Raw genomic sequence first — 16,522 nt, 5'->3', positions numbered from 1 at the left:
GTGGGGGCGTGTCGTGTGCCCGTTCCCTGCGCGAGCCGTGTCCGCCACGCCATCCCTCGGCCCAAGGTATTGAGGAACACGTCACATGTCCGGAAAACCCCCGGAACTCATTCCGAATCGGTGATATCGGGGCGCATGTGACACATGGAACAAAGGGGTCGCCCGACCCGGGGTGCGCCCGCCCGGTGGCTCGCGATGGCAGGATGCCGCCATGGCCGACAAGAGCTTCCACATCAGCCGCGAGACGACGATCGCCGCTCCCCCGGAGCGGATCCACGCTCTCGTCAACGACTTCCACGAGTGGCAGGCCTGGTCGCCCTGGGAGGGTCTCGACCCGGCGATGGAGCGCACGTATGCCGGCCCGACGTCCGGTGTCGGCGCCGTCTACGCCTGGCGCGGCAACAGCAAGGCCGGCGAGGGCCGCATGGAGATCCTCGAGTCGGAGCCGCAGCACCTCGCCGTGGACCTGCTCTTCGCCGCCCCGATGAAGGCGCACAACCGCGTCGACTTCACGCTGGCGCCCGCCGGCGAAGGCACCCGGGTCGAATGGGCCATGACCGGCCCGCAGAACCTCGTCATGCGCCTCATGAGCAAGGTGTGGTCGATGGAGAAGCTCATCGGACCCGACTTCGAGAAGGGCCTCGCGCAGCTCAAGCGCACCGCCGAGAGCGCCTGATGGGTCTGGAGATCCGGCCGGCGACCCGCGACGACGTGCCGGCGATCGTGGCCATGCTCGCCGACGACCCGCTCGGCGCCGCCCGTGAGGACCTCGGCGACCCGCAGACGTACGACGCGGCCTACGACCGGGTGGTGGCCGACGTCGGCCAGCACCTCGTCGTCGCCGAGCGTGACGGCTCGGTCGTGGGCACGCTCCAGCTCACCGTCATCCCCGGACTCTCCCGGCGCGGAGCCACGCGCTCGGTCATCGAGGGCGTGCGCGTCTCCCGCGACGAGCGCGGCACGGGTCTCGGGACCGAGCTCCTCACGTGGGCCGTCGAGGAGTCACGCCGCCTCGGGTGCACCCTCGTGCAGCTGACGAGCGACGCGAGCCGCACCGACGCCCGCCGCTTCTACGAACGGCTCGGCTTCGTCGCATCGCACGTCGGCTTCAAGCTCGCCCTCGACGACTGACCCCGCGGGCGCTGCCCACGGGGTCGGTCGTCACGCGACGGCGCCACTCGGACGGCCGCCGAGGGCGCTCGCTCAGAAGATGCGGACCCGCTCGGCCTCGTCGAGCCACAGGGCATCGCCGGGCTTGACCGCGAAGGCCTCGTGGAACTCGCTGAGGTTGCGCACGGCATTGCCGCGGACGTCCTGCGGGGAGTGCGGGTCGATGGCGAGCAGCCGGATGGCCTCGGCCTCGCGGGCCTTGCCCTTCCAGACCTGTGCCCAGCCGATGAAGAAGCGCTGGGGGCCGGTGAACCCGTCGAGCTCCGGCATGCCGGTGTCCTCGGTCGCGATGCGGTAGGCGGAGTAGCCGATCTGGAGGCCGCCGAGGTCGCCGATGTTCTCGCCGACGGTGAGACCGCCGTTGACCTTGTGGTCGTCGGACAGCCCGGCCGGGGTGTAGCCGCTGAACTGCTCGATGAGCCGGTGCGACAGCGCGTCGAACCGCTCCCGGTCGGCCTCGGTCCACCAGTCGCGCAGGGCTCCGGTGCCGTCATAGCGGGAGCCCTGGTCGTCGAAGCCGTGGCCCAGCTCGTGGCCGATGACGGCGCCGATGCCGCCGTAGTTGACGGCGTCGTCGGCCTCGAGGTCGAAGAAGGGCGGCTGGAGGATCGCGGCCGGGAAGACGATCTCGTTCATCGACGGCATGTAGTAGGCGTTGACGTGCTGCGGCAGCATGAACCACTCGGTGCGGTCGATCGGACCGCCGATCTTGGCGAGGTTGCGGTCGACCTCGAAGGCCGAGCTGCGGCGCACGTTGCCCACGAGGTCGGTCGGGTCGATCTCGATGGCGGCGTAGTCGCGCCACACGTCGGGGTAGCCGATCTTGGGCGTGAACGCGTCGAGCTTGTCGACGGCCTGCGCACGGGTGTCGGGACCCATCCACTCGAGCGAGGAAAAGGAGCGGCGGAAGGCCTCGACGAGGTTGGCGACGAGCTGCTGCATGCGCTCCTTGGCCGCCGGGGGGAACCAGCGCTCGGCATACAGCTGGCCGACGGCCTCGCCGACACACGACTCGACGACGGAGACGCCGCGCTTCCACCGCTCCTTGTTCTCCGGCTGGCCCGAGAGCGTGCGGCCGTAGAAGTCGAAGTCCTCGTCGACGAACGACTGCGGGAGCACCGACGCGAACTCCGACAGGACGTGCCACGTCAGCCACGAGCGCCAGTCGGCGACATCGGTGGACTCGAGCGCGGCCCCGAGGCCGGTGACGAAGCTCGGCTGGCGCACGACGACCTTGTCGAACGAGCCCGCAGGCGCACCGAGGCCGGACAGCCATGCGTCCCAAGGGAACTGGGGCGCGAGTGCCTTGGCCTCGTCCAGCGAGTGCGCGTTGTAGGTCTTGATCGCATCGCGGTTGCTCACGGTGTCCCAGTGCGAGGCCGCGAGGAGGGTCTCGAGCGCCATGATGCTCGTGGCCTTGGCTCCGGCGTCTGGGATGCCGGCGAGACCGAGCAGCCTCTCGATGTGCGCGACGTAGGCCGTGCGGATGTCGGCGTACTTGTCCTCGCGGTAGTAGGACTCGTCCGGCAGACCGAGACCGGCCTGCTCGAGATAGACGACGTAGTCCTCGGGCGAGCGCTCGTCGGGCGACACGAAGTGCTGCAGGGCGCCGGCGACACCGTCACGGGCGACGCGGCCGAGGGCCGCTCCGAGGGAGTCGACGTCGTCGACCGCCGCGACCTCCGACAGCACGACCTGCAGGGGCGCGAGCCCGAGCTCCTCGATGCGGTCGGTGTCGGTGAAGCTGGCGTAGAGGTCGCCGACCTGGCGCTTCGGAGACCCGGGGGCGCCCGCCTCGGCGGCGGCCGCCTCCTCGATGAGGTCACGCACCCGCGCGGTGGACTCCTCGCGCAGGATGTCGAAGGTGCCGAAGCGGGCCCGGTCGCCCGGAATCTCCGTCGTGTCGAGCCAGGTGCCGTTGACGAACCGGAACAGGTCGTCCTGGGGCCGGGCGGACCGGTCGAATCCCTCGAGCGTGATGCCGGACTTCATGAGCACGTTCTCTCCCCACTGCGAGTGCCGGACCTGACCGGCGAGCGTGCTGCCGAGCCTAGTCACGACCGCCGACGCCACGTGCGCCGACCACCCCGGGAGGAGGTATGCCGTGTGCTGGCGTCGGCGGCCGGGCTCAGCGCCGCAGCCGGCCGGCGACGACGCCTGCGAGGCCGACGAGCAGGAGCATCCCGCCGAAGGCACCGATCATCGACGGGCCCACCATCCGGAAGCTGAGGTCGGCGTTCGTGAGGTTGGCGACGAGGATGTAGGCCGCGACGAGCATCGTCAGCAGGCCGAGCATGATCGACCCGGGACGCGGGCCCTTGCGGACCGTGACGAGAGCCGGGCGCGGGGCCGGCTGCGGCGCGGACGCGGGAACCGTCGGTGCCGGCCACGAGGGGTCGGGCGCCGAGGTCGTCGGCGGCGGCAGGTGCGGGAGGCGGGCCCCCTCTGCGACGGCGTCGTCGGGGACCGGCGTCGCGGGCTCGACGCGGAAGGGCGTCGCCGACGGCAGTGCCTGGGTCGACGTGGCCGGGATCGTCGTCGTCTCGGCCGGGTCGGGCATCGGGTCGGGCATCGAGGCGGGCATCGAGGCGGGCGTCGGGGCCGGCACCGGGTCGGCCGTCGGGTCGCGGAACTCCGCCGTCGGGTCCGGGGTGTCGTTGCTGCTCATGTCACTGCTCTCCGCTGGGTTCGTCGTCGGGTCGTTCGTCGGGTCGTTCGTCGGGTCGTTCGTCGGGTCCTGGGGCCGGGCGCTCATGACGCGCTCGCCGTCGTGATCTTGATCTGGCCGACGCCGAGCTCGGCGTCGACGACGATCTCGGGGGTCTTGGTGGTGTCCCCGAAGGTCACCGTCTGCGTCCATCCCGTGCCCTCGTGCTGGAGCTGGTCCGGCCCGACGCGTCGCATGCCCTCGCCGGCCACGCCGGTTCCCGTGGCGATGATCTCGCCGGCGCGTGCCCTCGTGTTGACGACCACGTTGACGCCCTCGGGGACGACGAGGTCGAGCTCGCCGACGCCCATCGTCGTCGTCACGGTGTCCGTTCCGGTGGTGCCCTTCCAGTTCGCGTCGCGCAGGTCGACCTTCATCTGGCCGAGGCCCAGCTCGAAGGCGGGAGCCGGCGTCATCGAGGTCACCGTGTAGCTGCGGTCGCCGGCCTGCCAGGGCTGCGACAGACCCATCGGCGCAGCCGTCGTGGCTGCGGCCGCGATCATGCCCGTCACGGCGAAGAACGCGAGCCCTCCGGCCCGGCGGCCGGCGATGCCGGCCACGAAGATGCCCAGGCCGAGCACGCCCAGCCCGGAAGCGATCCCGACGGCCGCGTGGTTGCCCGGCCAGCCGGCGGCCTGGGCGACGGACGACATCACGACACCGACGACGATGGCGAGCCCGAGGACGAGCAGCCCACCGGCGAAGCCGATCGCGCGGGTCCGCTCACGGACGGGCGTCGGTGCGGGTGGCCGCGGCGTCGCGAGGGTCGCACCGGCGTTGGCTGCCGCATTGCCCGTCGAGCCGTATGCCGTCGCGGCCGCGGGTGCCGGGGTGCCGGTGCCCGTGCCGGGCTGGCCGGCGGCCTCACCGGTCAGTGGATCGACGGTCGTGGCGCCGGCCGCACCTGGTCCGCCGGTGCCGCGGTTGCGCCACGGCGCCTGCTGCATCAGCTCGCGGCCGGTGGCGGTCCGGGTCGCGAACCACCAGGCACCGACGACGAGGAGCACGAAGCCGAAGAAGCGGAAGCCCCTCGAGTCGCCGCCCCACCAGGGCCCACCCCCGAGGACGGAGATGGCCGTGACGACGAGGAGGAAGATCGAGCTGCCCTCGCCGTGCTTGAGGGCGCGCTCGACGTGGATCTCGCCGCGCTCGTCGGGCATCAGGAGCCAGAGCACGAGATAGAGGGCGACGCCCATCCCGAAGAAGATCGAGAAGAGGATGAAGCCCGCCCGGACGACGAGCGGGTCGACGCCGAGCCAACGGGCCAGACCCGTCGCGACGCCGGCGAACCAGCGACCGTCTCCCTGACGCACGATCCCCGGGCGTCGCAGAGCGGTGTAGAAACCGTCGAGGCCGTGCCCCTGCGGAGGGGCGTCATTGCTTTTCGTCATGCCACCACAGTGACGCGCCGGACGCCTGCCAACCATGAGGGTCGACCCTGAGCGCACCCTGACGCGACCCCCAAAGGAGGCCGGGATGGTCGCCCTCGCCCGCCGGGTGAGTCAGGATGGAACGGTGCAGACGGCATACGAGAACGGAACGGGCCCCGTGCGCCCGGCCTGGCGGGCGACGCCACGGCCCCCGCTCGTGCGCCAGCGGCAGGGCAAGGTCATCGCGGGAGTCGCGATGGGGCTCGCCGAGCACCTCGGCCTGCCGGTCGTCGCCGTCCGCGTGGCTCTCGTCCTGACGAGCATCCCCTTCGGCGCGGGGCTCGTCGTCTACGTCTTCCTCTGGGCCACGATGCGCGAGGTCGGCGACGTCGACCCCGCCGTCTCCTCCGCCCCGACCCTGTCGCCGGGCGGCCCGATCGCCACCGGCCCCGCGAGCGCCGGCACCATGTCCGGCTCCCCCGGCGTCCGACAGCACCACGTCGACCTCGCCGGCCTGCGCACGTGGCTGCGGAGCGGCAACCAGGCCGTCATCATCACGCTCCTCGGCGTGGCCGCCCTGGCCGTCGCGGGGGCGCTCTGGCTCGGGGGTGCCGGTCTCGACGTCCACGCGGAGCTCATCCTCCCGGTCGTCGCCATCGTCATCGGCGCGATCTTCTTCTGGTCGCAGCTCGACGACACCGACACCCTCGGCGCCCGCCGCCCGGTCCGCTGGATCTGGCTCGTCGTCGGCCTCGGCCTGACCATCCTCGGCCTCGTCGGCCTGCTCGTGCGCGGTACCAACCTCACCGAGCTGTGGCAGGTGGCGGGTGCCGTCCTCGCCGCCCTCGTCGGGGTCGCCGTCCTGTCGGCACCGTGGATCCTGCGTCTCTGGAGCAACCTGCGCCTCGAGCAGGCCGCGCGCATCCGGGCCACCGAACGCGCCGACATCGCCGCCCACCTGCACGACTCGGTGCTCCAGACCCTGGCCCTCATCCAGCGCCAGTCCGGCGACGCCGCGACCGTCGCGCGTCTCGCCCGCGCCCAGGAGCGGCAGCTGCGCAGCTACCTCTACGACGAGGACGCCCGGGCCGGCACGCTCGGTGCCGCGCTCACCGCGGCCATGGGCGAGGTCGAGGACCTCCACGGCGTGCCCGTCCAGCTCGTCGTCACCGGCGACCGGCCGATGGACGAGCACCTCGACGCCCTCGTCAAGGCCGTGCGCGAGGCCACGTGGAACGCCGTGCGCCACGCGAGCCCGCCCGTCAGCGCCTACGTCGAGGTCGGGCCCGACGCCGTCGAGGCGTTCGTCCGCGACCACGGCGCGGGCTTCGACCTCGACACCGTGCCCGACGACCGAGCCGGTGTGCGCGAGTCGATCATCGGCCGCATGGAGCGCCACGGTGGCACGGCCCGCATCCGGCGCCGCGCCGACGGCACCGAGGTCGTCCTGCGCCTGCCGGTCCGGCAGCCGAACGAGCCCGAGGCGTCCTCCGCCGGCGGGCCGGCTGATTCCCCCGCACCAGTCACCGACCCCAGCAGCACAGCCGGCAGCCACCCTCGCAGCACGCCGGACCCCGACCCCCAGGAGCAGGCTTCATGACCGACCCGCGGACCATCCGCATCGTCATCGTCGACGACCACCACATGTTCCGCACCGGCGTGCGCGCCGAGCTGACCTCCCTCGCCGCCACGCCGCGGGCCGGGGCCTTCACGCTCGAGATCGCCGGCGAGGCCGGTGCGGTCGAGTCGGCCGTGCAGGTCATCAAGGAGCAGCGACCCGACGTCGTGCTCCTCGACGTGCACCTGCCCGGCGGCGACGGGCACGGTGGCGCCGACGTCATCCGAGCGTGCGCCGGGGTCCAGTCAGGCGCCGACGTGCCGGTCCGCTTCCTCGCGCTCTCCGTCTCAGACGCCGCCGAGGACGTCATCGCGGTCATCCGCGCCGGTGCCCGGGGCTACGTCACGAAGACGATCAGCGCCGAGGAGCTGCTCACCGCCATCGGTCGGGTGGCCGACGGCGACGCCGTCTTCAGCCCGCGCCTCGCCGGCTTCGTCCTCGACGCGTTCGGCGCGACGGCTGGTGAGGTCGCCGAGATCGACGAGGAGCTCGACCGCCTCTCGGCGCGCGAGCGCGAGGTGATGCGCCTCATCGCGCGCGGCTACCAGTACAAGGAGGTCGCGAAGGAGCTCTTCATCTCCGTCAAGACCGTCGAGACCCACGTCAGCTCGGTGCTGCGCAAGCTCCAGCTCAGCTCACGCCACGAGCTGACCGCCTGGGCCATGGGCCGCCGCCTCCTCTGACCCGCCGCATCCTCCTGCGCCCTGGACCGAACGCAGCGTTCGGTCGCGAAAGCGTTGTTAGAACAGAGAGTTCGTCACCGAACGCGGCGTTCGCGACGTGGGCGGGAGCGGGCGTATGCCGGTCAGGCGGGGTCGGCGACGAAGCGGCGCAGGGCGGTGACGATGATGTCCGGCGCGTCGGTGTGCACCCAGTGACCGGCGCCCTTGATCGTGAAGAGCCGCGTGCGCGGGAAGTGGCGTCGCATGCGCTCGCCGTCCTCGCGCTTGACGTACCGGGAGTCGCCGCCGGCGACCCACAGCACCGGGCCCTCGTAGGGCGCGAGCTCGTCGGCGTCATGGGGCCAGTCGGCGATGCGTGAGTCGACCCCCAGCGCGGCGTCGCTCGCGACGAGGTCGAGGTTGACCTGCCAGCGCCACGTCTGGCCGTCGCGGCGCAGGTTCTGCAGGAGGAAGGCCTTGACGCCGGGGTCGGGCTCGCAGAAGCGGGCCTCTGCGTCACCGCGGCTCGTCAGCTCGCCGAGCGGCAGGGCCTGCATCTCGCGGATGTAGCCCTCGAAGCGCTCGAGCGAGCCGTAGCCCTTGGGCGCGATGTCGACGACGACGAGTCGCTCGACCAGCTCGGGGTGGCGCAGCGCGAGCACCATGGCGACCTTGCCGCCCAGCGAGTGGCCGACGACGGCCCACTGCTCCCCCTCGCCGACCGCGCGGAGCGTCGCTGCCACAGCGTCGGCATACGCGTCGAGCGAGAACTGCTGCGACCACGGGGACCGCCCGTGGTCCGGGAGGTCGACGAGCAGGCAGCGGGCGTCCGTGCCCTCCGGGCCGCTCACCGCCTTGGCGATCTGGTTCCAGTTGCGGCCCTGGCCGAAGAGCCCGTGCAGGAAGGCGATGCGCGGCCCGGCCGTGCCCACGGACAGGGTGTTGAGGGAGGCCTGGTCAGCAGCCGTGGTCATGAGCGCGAGCCTACGCGGCGGTCCACCTCACGCTGCTCCCGGTCGTCCGTGAGGGCCCCGCGGGAGAGCTCCGTGCGTAACCTCACCGACCCTCCCGGAGTCCGTGAGACAGCTGTAACCACGGTGTCACAGCGGACCCGGCGACCGGCAACACCGGCTTCCTAGCGTGAGCGTCACGCTCTCGCAGCGGCCCAGAACCGCCTCACCCCGTCAGCGTCCCGCTCGGCTCGAGCAGCCCAGGAGGAACCCCGTGAGCACCACCACCGGAAGCAGCACCGACAGCACCACCGGCAGTGCCGCCGAGACCAGCACCACGTCACCCACTCTCGCTCCTGCGCTCGACCGTCGCGGTCGCTTCCGTGAGCTCACCGCCCCCAGGACGCGGGTCATCCGCGACTGGGACCCCGAGGACACGGCGGCGTGGGAGGGCGGCAACAAGGACGTGGCGCGCCGCAACCTGATCTGGTCGGTGGCCACCGAGCACATCGGCTTCTCGATCTGGTCGATCTGGTCGGTCATGGTCCTCTTCATGCCGCAGGCGGTCTACGGCTTCACGCCGGCCGACAAGTTCTTCCTCGTCGCCGTCCCGACACTCGTCGGCGCCGTGCTCCGGGTGCCCTACACGATGGCGACGGCCTTCTTCGGCGGTCGCAACTGGGCCATCGTCAGCGGCATCGCCCTCCTCGTGCCGACCACCCTGACGTGGTGGCTCATGGTCAACCCCGGCCACTCGCTGTCGACCTTCCTGCTCGTGGCCGGTCTCGCGGGCCTCGGCGGCGGCAACTTCGCCTCGTCGATGACGAACATCAACGCCTTCTACCCGCAGCGGATGAAGGGCTGGGCCCTCGGGCTCAACGCCGGTGGCGGCAACATCGGCGTGCCGGTCATCCAGCTCGTCGGGCTCCTCGTCATCGCGACGCTCGGCAACCGCCGACCCGAGGTCGTCTGCGCCGTCTACCTCGTGCTGCTCGCCGTGGCCAGCATCGGCGCCGCGGTCCGCATGGACAACCTCGACCACCAGACGGCCAACCCGAAGGCGATGCTCGAGGTGCTGCGGCACGCCGACGCCTGGGTCATCTCGCTGCTCTACATCGGCACCTTCGGCTCGTTCATCGGCTTCGGCTTCGCGTTCGGCCAGGTGCTCAACCAGACGTTCCTCGCCGGCATGACCGGCGGCGCCGCCCCGACCCCGGCCCAGACCGCGGCCGCGAGCCTGCACGCCGCCCAGATCGCCTTCATCGGACCGCTCCTCGGCTCGGTCAGCCGGGTCTGGGGTGGCAAGCTCGCGGACCGCCGGGGCGGGGCCGCCGTGACCCTGTGGACGTTCGTCGGCCTCACCGTCGCGGGCGTCCTCGTCACCCTCGCCGCTCGCTCCGACGACGTGACCTCGGGCGCGGCGACCGGGCTCCAGCTCACCGGCCTCATGGGCGGCTTCGTCCTCCTCTTCGTCCTCTCGGGCATCGGCAACGGCTCCGTCTACAAGATGATCCCGGCCCTCTTCGAGGCGAAGTCCGCCTCGATCCCCGGTCCCGCGGTCGAGCGCACGGCCTGGTCGCGCTCGATGGCCGGCGCCCTCATCGGCATCGCCGGCGCCATCGGTGCCCTCGGCGGCGTCCTCATCAACCTCGGGCTGCGCGCGTCCTACCAGGGCGCCGGCCACTCGGCCACGGCCGCGTTCGTCGTCTTCACGCTCTTCTACGTCGGCGCCGCCACCCTGACGAAGGTGCGCTACCGCCGATGACCGCCACCTCATGGAGAATGCCGTCCCGCTCGCTCGGTGGGGACGTCCCCTCCGAGCAGGCGGGCGTCGCGACGCACTGCGCCTACTGCGGGCTCCAGTGCGCGATGACGCTCACCGGGTCGTCGGCGGCCGACCTCACGGTCAGCCCTCGTCGCTTCCCGACGAACCGGGGTGGCCTGTGCCAGAAGGGATGGACGAGCGCGGAGCTGCTGCGCACGCCCGGACGCCTCACGACCCCGCTGGTCCGCCGCGACGGCGACCTGACCCCCGCGTCGTGGGACGAGGCCCTCGACGTCGTCGCCGATGCCATCGTGCGGACGCAGGCGGTATACGGGCGGGACGCCGTGGCAGTCTTCGGCGGTGGGGGTCTGACCAACGAGAAGGCCTACCAGCTGGGCAAGTTCGCGCGAGTGGCGCTCCGCACGAGCCAGATCGACTACAACGGCCGCTGGTGCATGAGCTCGGCCGCCGCCGCCGGCATCCGCTGCTTCGGTCTCGATCGGGGCCTCCCCTTCCCCGTCACCGACATCGGCTCGGCACACGCCGTGCTGCTCCTCGGCGCCAACCCCGCCGAGACGATGCCGCCCTTCCTGACGCACCTCGTCCGCGCCGCCGACGCCGGAGGCCTCATGGTCGCCGACCCGCGTCTGACGCCGACCGCGGCCAAGGCCGTCGACGGCGGCGGTCTGCACCTGCAGCCGCGCCCCGGTACCGACGCCGCCCTGGCCCTCGGGATGCTCCACCTCGCCGTCACCGAGGGGTACGCCGACCGCGGGTTCGTCGCCGAGCGGACCTCGGGCTTCGACGACCTCTGGCCGATCGCCGCGCAATGGCTGCCCGAGCGCGTCGAGCGGGTCACGGGTGTCGCCGTCACGACGATGCGGGCGGCCGTCGCCGCGCTGGCCCGCGCCCGCGACACCGAGCGCGGCGCCTACGTCCTGTCGGCCCGCGGCAGCGAGCAGCACGCGAGCGGCACCGACACGGTGACGGCGTTCATCGCCCTCGCCCTCGCGCTCGGGCTGCCCGGCAACCCCGGCACCGGCTTCGGCACGATCACCGGCCAGGGCAACGGCCAGGGCGGACGTGAGCACGGCCAGAAGGCCGACCAGCTCCCCGGCTACCGCAAGATCGACGACCCGGCCGCCCGGGCCCACGTCGCCGCGGTCTGGGGCATCGACCCCGCGGACCTGCCGGGTCCGGGCCGCAGCGCCTTCGAGCTGCTGTCGGCACTCGGCACCGACGGCGGTGCGCGCGTCCTCATGGTCCACGGCAGCAACCCCGTCGTCTCGGCCCCCGACGCACGGGTCGTGGCCGAGCGCCTCGCCGCCCTCGACCTGCTCGTCGTCTCCGACTTCGTCCTCTCCGAGACGGCCGCCGTCGCCGACGTCGTGCTCCCCGTGCTCCAGTGGGCCGAGGAGGAGGGCACCCTCACCAACCTCGAGGGCCGGGTCCTGCGCCGCCGCAAGGCGCTGGACGCCCCCGTGGGGTGCCGCAGCGAGCTCGAGCTCTGGAGCGAGCTGGCACTCCGGATCGGTTGCAGCACAGCCTTCCCCACCGACCCTCGGGTCGTGTTCGACGAGCTGCGCCGGGCCTCGGCCGGCGGACCGGCCGACTACTCCGCGGTGACGTGGGAGCGGCTCGATGCCGGCGAGAGCCTGCACTGGCCGTGCAGCACCGAGCGACCGCAGGGCACGCCGCGGCTCTTCCTCGACGGCTTCGCGACACCCGACGGCCGCGCCCGCTTCGTCGCCGTCGACCACGTGGGGCCCGCGGAGGCCGACGACGCGGCATACCCCCTGGTCGCGACAACGGGTCGGGTGCTGCAGCACTACCAGTCCGGCGCCCAGACGAGGCTCGTCACCGAGCTGTCGGCGGCGGCCGGCGACATGTTCGTCCAGGTGCACCCCGACACGGCCGACGCGGCCGGGCTCGGTGACGGCGACCTCGCCGACGTCGTGAGCCGTCGCGGCCGCACCCGCGCCGTCGTCCGCGTCGACGACGACATGCGCGCCGACGTCGTCTTCCTGCCCTTCCACTGGGCCGGCGACGCGCGAGCCAACTCGCTGACCCACGCCGCCCTCGACCCGACCAGCCGCATGCCCGAGTTCAAGGCGTGCGCCGTCCGCCTGGAGGCCATCGCATGACCCGCCACCGCAGGCACGTCCTCGTCGTCGGCAACGGCATGGCCGGCGCCCGGCTCGCCGAGGAGATCCGCCACCGTGACCCCGACGCCGAGCGCTTCGCCGTCACGGTCGTCGGCGAGGAGCCGCACGCGGCCTACAACCGGGTGCTCCTGTCGACCGTCGTCGCCGGCGGCATCAGCCCGCGCGACACGCGCCTCAAGCCCGACGGCTGGTGGGCCGCGCGCCACATCGACGTCCTCGCCGGATCCCGGGTCGCAGCCGTCGACGCCGACGCACGCACGGCGACGCTCGACACCGACGGCACCGAGCGCGTCGTCACGTGGGACGAGCTGGTCCTCGCGACCGGCAGCACGAGCTTCGTCCCCCCGACCGAGGGGTTGTATGCCGGCTCGCCCGGTCCCGCGACCCCGCTGGCCGACGGGGTCGTCGCCTTCCGCACGGTCGACGACTGTGGCCGCATCGTCGAGGCAGCCGAATCCGCCTCCACCGCAGTCGTCCTCGGCGGCGGTCTGCTCGGGCTCGAGGCGGCCCGTGGCCTGCTCGCCCGCGGCGTCGACGTCACCGTCGTGCACCCGCAGGACTTCCCGATGGACCGCCAGCTCGATGCCGACGGCGGCGCCGTCCTGTCCCGCGTCGTCCGCGGGATCGGCGCCCGCCTCGTCCTCGGACGCCTCGTCGTCGAGCGACACGCACCGGTCGACGGGGTGTCCGCCCACGTCGTCCTCGACGACGGCACGATCCTCGCCGCCGACCTCGTCGTCGTCGCGACGGGCGTCCGGCCCCGCACCGACCTCGCCGTCGCGACCGGTCTCGACGTCGACCGCGGGATCGTCGTCGACGACCGCCTGGCCACCTCGTTCCCGCACCTCCACGCCATCGGCGAGTGCGCCCAGCACCGCGGTGAGGTGCCCGGCCTCGTCCAGCCCGGCTGGGACCAGGCCCGCGTCCTCGCCGACGTCCTCACCGGCGCCGACCCCGACGCCACGTACGAGGGCACGAGCGTCCTGACCCGGCTCAAGGCTCCCGACATCGACCTCGCGAGCATGGGCACGGTCGACGTCGACGTCCACGACCCCGGTCACGAGGTGCTCGCCTTCACCGACCCGAGCCGGGGCCGCTACGCCAAGCTCGTGCTGCGCCAGGACCGTCTCGTCGGCGCCATCCTGCTCGGCGTCGGTGACGCGGCGGGCGCCCTGACCCAGCTCTACGACACCGGCTCGGTCGTCCCGCGGGACCGTCTCTCGCTCATGCTCGGTCGCGCGATCACCCGGTCGGGAGCGACCGAGGCCGTCAACCTCGCCGAGATGCCCGGCGCGGCCGTCATCTGCCGGTGCAACACCGTGACGAAGTCCGCGATCGTCGGCGCCTTCCGGGCCGGCGCCGAGACCGTCGGCGCGGTCGCCGAGGCGACCCGCGCGACGACCGGCTGCGGCTCGTGCAAGGGCGCCGTCGACGGCCTCTGCTCGTGGCTGCGCTCGTCGGAGCCCGCCCCCACCCCCACCGCCTCCCCCATCTCCTCGACCCCCGAACCGGTGCCGGCAGCCGCCGCCCTGACCGAAGGAGCCGCCTGATGTCCACCCCCACCGAGAACCCGACGGGCACCACCACCCGCACCGTCGTCGTCGTCGGCCACGGCATGGTCGGCCACCGCTTCGTCGAGGCCCTGCGGTCCCGCGACACGGAGAGCACGTGGAAGGTCACCGTCCTCTCGCAGGAGGCCGAGGCGGCATACGACCGCGTCGGCCTCTCCTCCTACGTCGGAGCCTGGGACCGCACGTCGCTCGCCCTCGCGGGCAACACGTATGCCGGCGACGACCTCGTCGACCTGCGGCTCGGCACCCGGGCCGAGCGGGTGGACCGCGAGGCTCGCACCGTCACGACGAGCACCGGGGACGTCATCGCCTACGACGAGATCGTCCTCGCGACCGGCTCCCACCCCTTCGTGCCCCCGGTCCCGGGCCATGACTCGACGGGCTGCTTCGTCTACCGCACGCTCGACGACCTCGACGGCATCCGCGTCGCCGCCGAGTCCGCGATCGAGCGGGCCGCGGCGGAGGGGCGCGAGGCGAACGGCCTCGTCGTCGGCGGTGGCCTGCTCGGCCTCGAGGCGGCCAACGCCCTGCGCCTGCTCGGCCTCACGCCGCACGTCGTCGAGTTCGCTCCCCGCCTCATGCCGCTCCAGGTCGACGACGGTGGCGGCGCGGTGCTCGAGGGGCTCATCAGCCACCTCGGCGTTCAGGTCCACACCGGCGCCGGCACGAGCTCGATCGCCGCGCAGGACGACGGGCGCCTCGCCGTCGAGCTCTCCGACGGCACGGCGCTGCTCACCGACCTCGTCGTCTTCTCGGCGGGCGTGCGCCCGTCGGACGCCGTGGCGCGCGCCGCCGGCCTCGACGTCGGGGAGCGGGGCGGCGTCCTCACCGACGTCGCCTGCCGCACGAGCGACGAGAACGTCTGGGCCGTGGGCGAGGTCGCCGCCGTCGAGGGTCGGTGCTACGGCCTCGTCGCCCCCGGCTACACGATGGCCGAGGTCGTCGCCGACCGGCTGCTCGGGGGCGAGGCGACGTTCCCCGGCGCCGACCTGTCGACCAAGCTCAAGCTGCTCGGCGTGGACGTCGCATCCTTCGGCGACGCGATGGCCACGACCCCGGGGTCCCTCGAGATCGTCCACACCGACGCGACGAAAGGCACCTACGCCAAGGTCGTCGTCAGCGACGACGCGCGGACGCTGCTCGGCGGGATCCTCGTCGGCGACGCCTCGGCGTACACGACGCTCAAGGCGTACGTCGGCCGCGAGGTCCCGGGCGACCCGGGTGCACTCGTCTCGCCCGCTGGCGCCGAGCTCGGCACGGACGCCCTCCCCGACGACTCCGTCATCTGCTCGTGCAACAACGTCACCAAGGGGTCGATCTGCGGTGCGATCGCCGAGGGCGCCTGTGACCTCGCAGCCATCAAGGGCTGCACGAACGCCGGAACCACCTGTGGTGGTTGCCTGCCCATCGTCAAGAAGCTCCTCGTCGACTCGGGCGTCGAGCTCTCCAAGGCCCTGTGCGAGCACTTCGAGCAGAGCCGGGCCGAGCTGTTCGAGATCGTGGCCTCGACGGGCATCCGCACCTTCTCGGGGCTCCTGGCGCGCTACGGCACGGGCACCGGCTGCGAGATCTGCAAGCCCACCGTCGCCTCGATCCTCGCTTCGACGAGCAGCGACCACGTGCTCGACGGCGAGCAGGCGGCGCTCCAGGACAGCAACGACCACTTCCTCGCCAACATCCAGAAGAACGGCACCTACTCCGTCGTCCCGCGGATGCCCGGGGGTGAGGTCACGGCCGAGCAGCTCATCACGATCGGCCAGGTGGCCCAGGACTTCGGGCTCTACGTCAAGGTGACCGGCGGCCAGCGCATCGACCTCTTCGGCGCCCGCGTCGAGCAGCTGCCCGCCATCTGGCAGCGCCTCGTCGACGTCGGCATGGAGTCAGGGCAGGCCTACGGCAAGTCGCTGCGCACCGTGAAGTCGTGTGTCGGCTCCTCGTGGTGCCGTTACGGCGTGCAGGACTCGGTCGGGATGGCCGTCGACCTCGAGCACCGCTACCGCGGTCTCCGCTCGCCGCACAAGATCAAGTTCGGCGTCTCGGGCTGTGCGCGCGAGTGCGCCGAGGCCCGCGGCAAGGACGTCGGCGTCATCGCCACCGACAAGGGTTGGAACCTCTACGTCTGCGGCAACGGCGGCCAGACGCCGGCCCACGCGCGGCTGCTCGCGAGCGACCTCGGCGACGAGACGCTCGTGCGCTACATCGACCGCTTCCTCATGTTCTACGTCCGCACGGCGGACCGCCTCCAGCGCACGGCTCCGTGGCTCGACGCGCTCGAGGGCGGTCTGGAGCACCTCAGGGCCGTCGTATGCGACGACTCGCTCGGGATCGCCGACGACCTCGAGGCGGCCATGGGCCGTCACGTCGCGGGCTACCAGGACGAGTGGAAGGCCGTCCTCGACGACCCCGAGAAGCTCTCGCGCTTCGTGTCGTTCGTCAACGCGCCCGAGGAGGCCGACCCCACCGTCGCCTTCGACGAGTCCGGCCCACGCAAGGTGCCGGTGCTGCTCGGGCTTCCCGTCGTCCGTGAGAACGCCTGATACCGAA

The 16,522-nt window shown here is 72.5% G+C and carries 12 protein-coding genes; 8 read left to right on the top strand and 4 right to left on the bottom strand.

Annotated elements, in window-relative coordinates:
- The first annotated feature begins 211 nt into the window (after window positions 1-211).
- Window positions 212-676, top strand: coding sequence for an SRPBCC family protein (locus AB4Z14_RS02820; protein WP_442273836.1), 465 nt, complete (start codon window positions 212-214; stop codon window positions 674-676).
- Entirely contained in the window at window positions 676-1,131 is a 456-nt protein-coding gene (locus AB4Z14_RS02815) for a GNAT family N-acetyltransferase (protein ID WP_442273835.1), read from the top strand. Before AB4Z14_RS02820 ends, AB4Z14_RS02815 begins: the two co-directional genes overlap by 1 nt.
- 72 nt (window positions 1,132-1,203) lie before the next feature.
- Here AB4Z14_RS02815 and AB4Z14_RS02810 read toward each other — a convergent pair whose 3' ends face one another.
- From AB4Z14_RS02810 to AB4Z14_RS02800, 3 genes are all read right to left on the bottom strand, one after another.
- Window positions 1,204-3,162, bottom strand: a complete 1,959-nt coding sequence (locus AB4Z14_RS02810; protein ID WP_442274016.1) for a M13 family metallopeptidase — start codon at window positions 3,160-3,162, stop codon at window positions 1,204-1,206.
- 136 nt (window positions 3,163-3,298) lie between these two features.
- On the bottom strand, window positions 3,299-3,925 hold the full coding sequence (locus AB4Z14_RS02805; protein WP_442273834.1) for a hypothetical protein: 627 nt from the start codon (window positions 3,923-3,925) through the stop codon (window positions 3,299-3,301).
- On the bottom strand, window positions 3,922-5,268 hold the full coding sequence (locus tag AB4Z14_RS02800; protein ID WP_442273833.1) for a PspC domain-containing protein: 1,347 nt from the start codon (window positions 5,266-5,268) through the stop codon (window positions 3,922-3,924). The genes AB4Z14_RS02805 and AB4Z14_RS02800 overlap by 4 nt, the downstream gene beginning before the upstream one ends.
- 34 nt (window positions 5,269-5,302) lie before the next feature.
- On the opposite strand from AB4Z14_RS02800, the gene AB4Z14_RS02795 reads away from it, so the two are divergent.
- Both AB4Z14_RS02795 and AB4Z14_RS02790 read left to right on the top strand, forming a co-directional pair.
- Entirely contained in the window at window positions 5,303-6,847 is a 1,545-nt protein-coding gene (locus AB4Z14_RS02795) for an ATP-binding protein (RefSeq protein ID WP_442273832.1), read from the top strand.
- Complete coding sequence (locus AB4Z14_RS02790; RefSeq protein WP_056778093.1) at window positions 6,844-7,548, top strand: LuxR C-terminal-related transcriptional regulator; 705 nt, start codon at window positions 6,844-6,846, stop codon at window positions 7,546-7,548. The genes AB4Z14_RS02795 and AB4Z14_RS02790 overlap by 4 nt, the downstream gene beginning before the upstream one ends.
- Window positions 7,549-7,670: 122 nt before the next feature.
- Here the strand turns inward: AB4Z14_RS02790 and AB4Z14_RS02785 are convergent, their stop codons facing one another.
- On the bottom strand, window positions 7,671-8,501 hold the full coding sequence (locus AB4Z14_RS02785; protein WP_442273831.1) for an alpha/beta fold hydrolase: 831 nt from the start codon (window positions 8,499-8,501) through the stop codon (window positions 7,671-7,673).
- Between the two features lie 250 nt (window positions 8,502-8,751).
- Between AB4Z14_RS02785 and AB4Z14_RS02780 the strand changes: the two genes are divergently transcribed.
- The 4 genes from AB4Z14_RS02780 to nirB are packed head-to-tail and all read left to right on the top strand — an operon-like array spanning window position 8,752 to window position 16,515.
- Entirely contained in the window at window positions 8,752-10,242 is a 1,491-nt protein-coding gene (locus tag AB4Z14_RS02780; RefSeq protein WP_442273830.1) for a nitrate/nitrite transporter, read from the top strand.
- A 17-nt stretch (window positions 10,243-10,259) separates the two neighbouring features.
- On the top strand, window positions 10,260-12,386 hold the full coding sequence (locus tag AB4Z14_RS02775; protein ID WP_442274015.1) for a molybdopterin oxidoreductase family protein: 2,127 nt from the start codon (window positions 10,260-10,262) through the stop codon (window positions 12,384-12,386).
- Window positions 12,383-13,957, top strand: coding sequence for an FAD-dependent oxidoreductase (locus tag AB4Z14_RS02770; protein WP_442273829.1), 1,575 nt, complete (start codon window positions 12,383-12,385; stop codon window positions 13,955-13,957). The genes AB4Z14_RS02775 and AB4Z14_RS02770 overlap by 4 nt, the downstream gene beginning before the upstream one ends.
- Entirely contained in the window at window positions 13,957-16,515 is a 2,559-nt protein-coding gene (gene nirB, locus AB4Z14_RS02765) for a nitrite reductase large subunit NirB (protein WP_442273828.1), read from the top strand. Before AB4Z14_RS02770 ends, nirB begins: the two co-directional genes overlap by 1 nt.
- Window positions 16,516-16,522: the final 7 nt, after the last annotated feature.

The organism is Terrabacter sp. 2TAF16 (assembly GCF_052115065.1).
GTDB lineage: Bacteria > Actinomycetota > Actinomycetes > Actinomycetales > Dermatophilaceae > Terrabacter.
The sequence above is the reverse complement of the archived record's forward strand: the minus strand, read 5'-3'. Positions and strand labels throughout refer to the sequence as shown.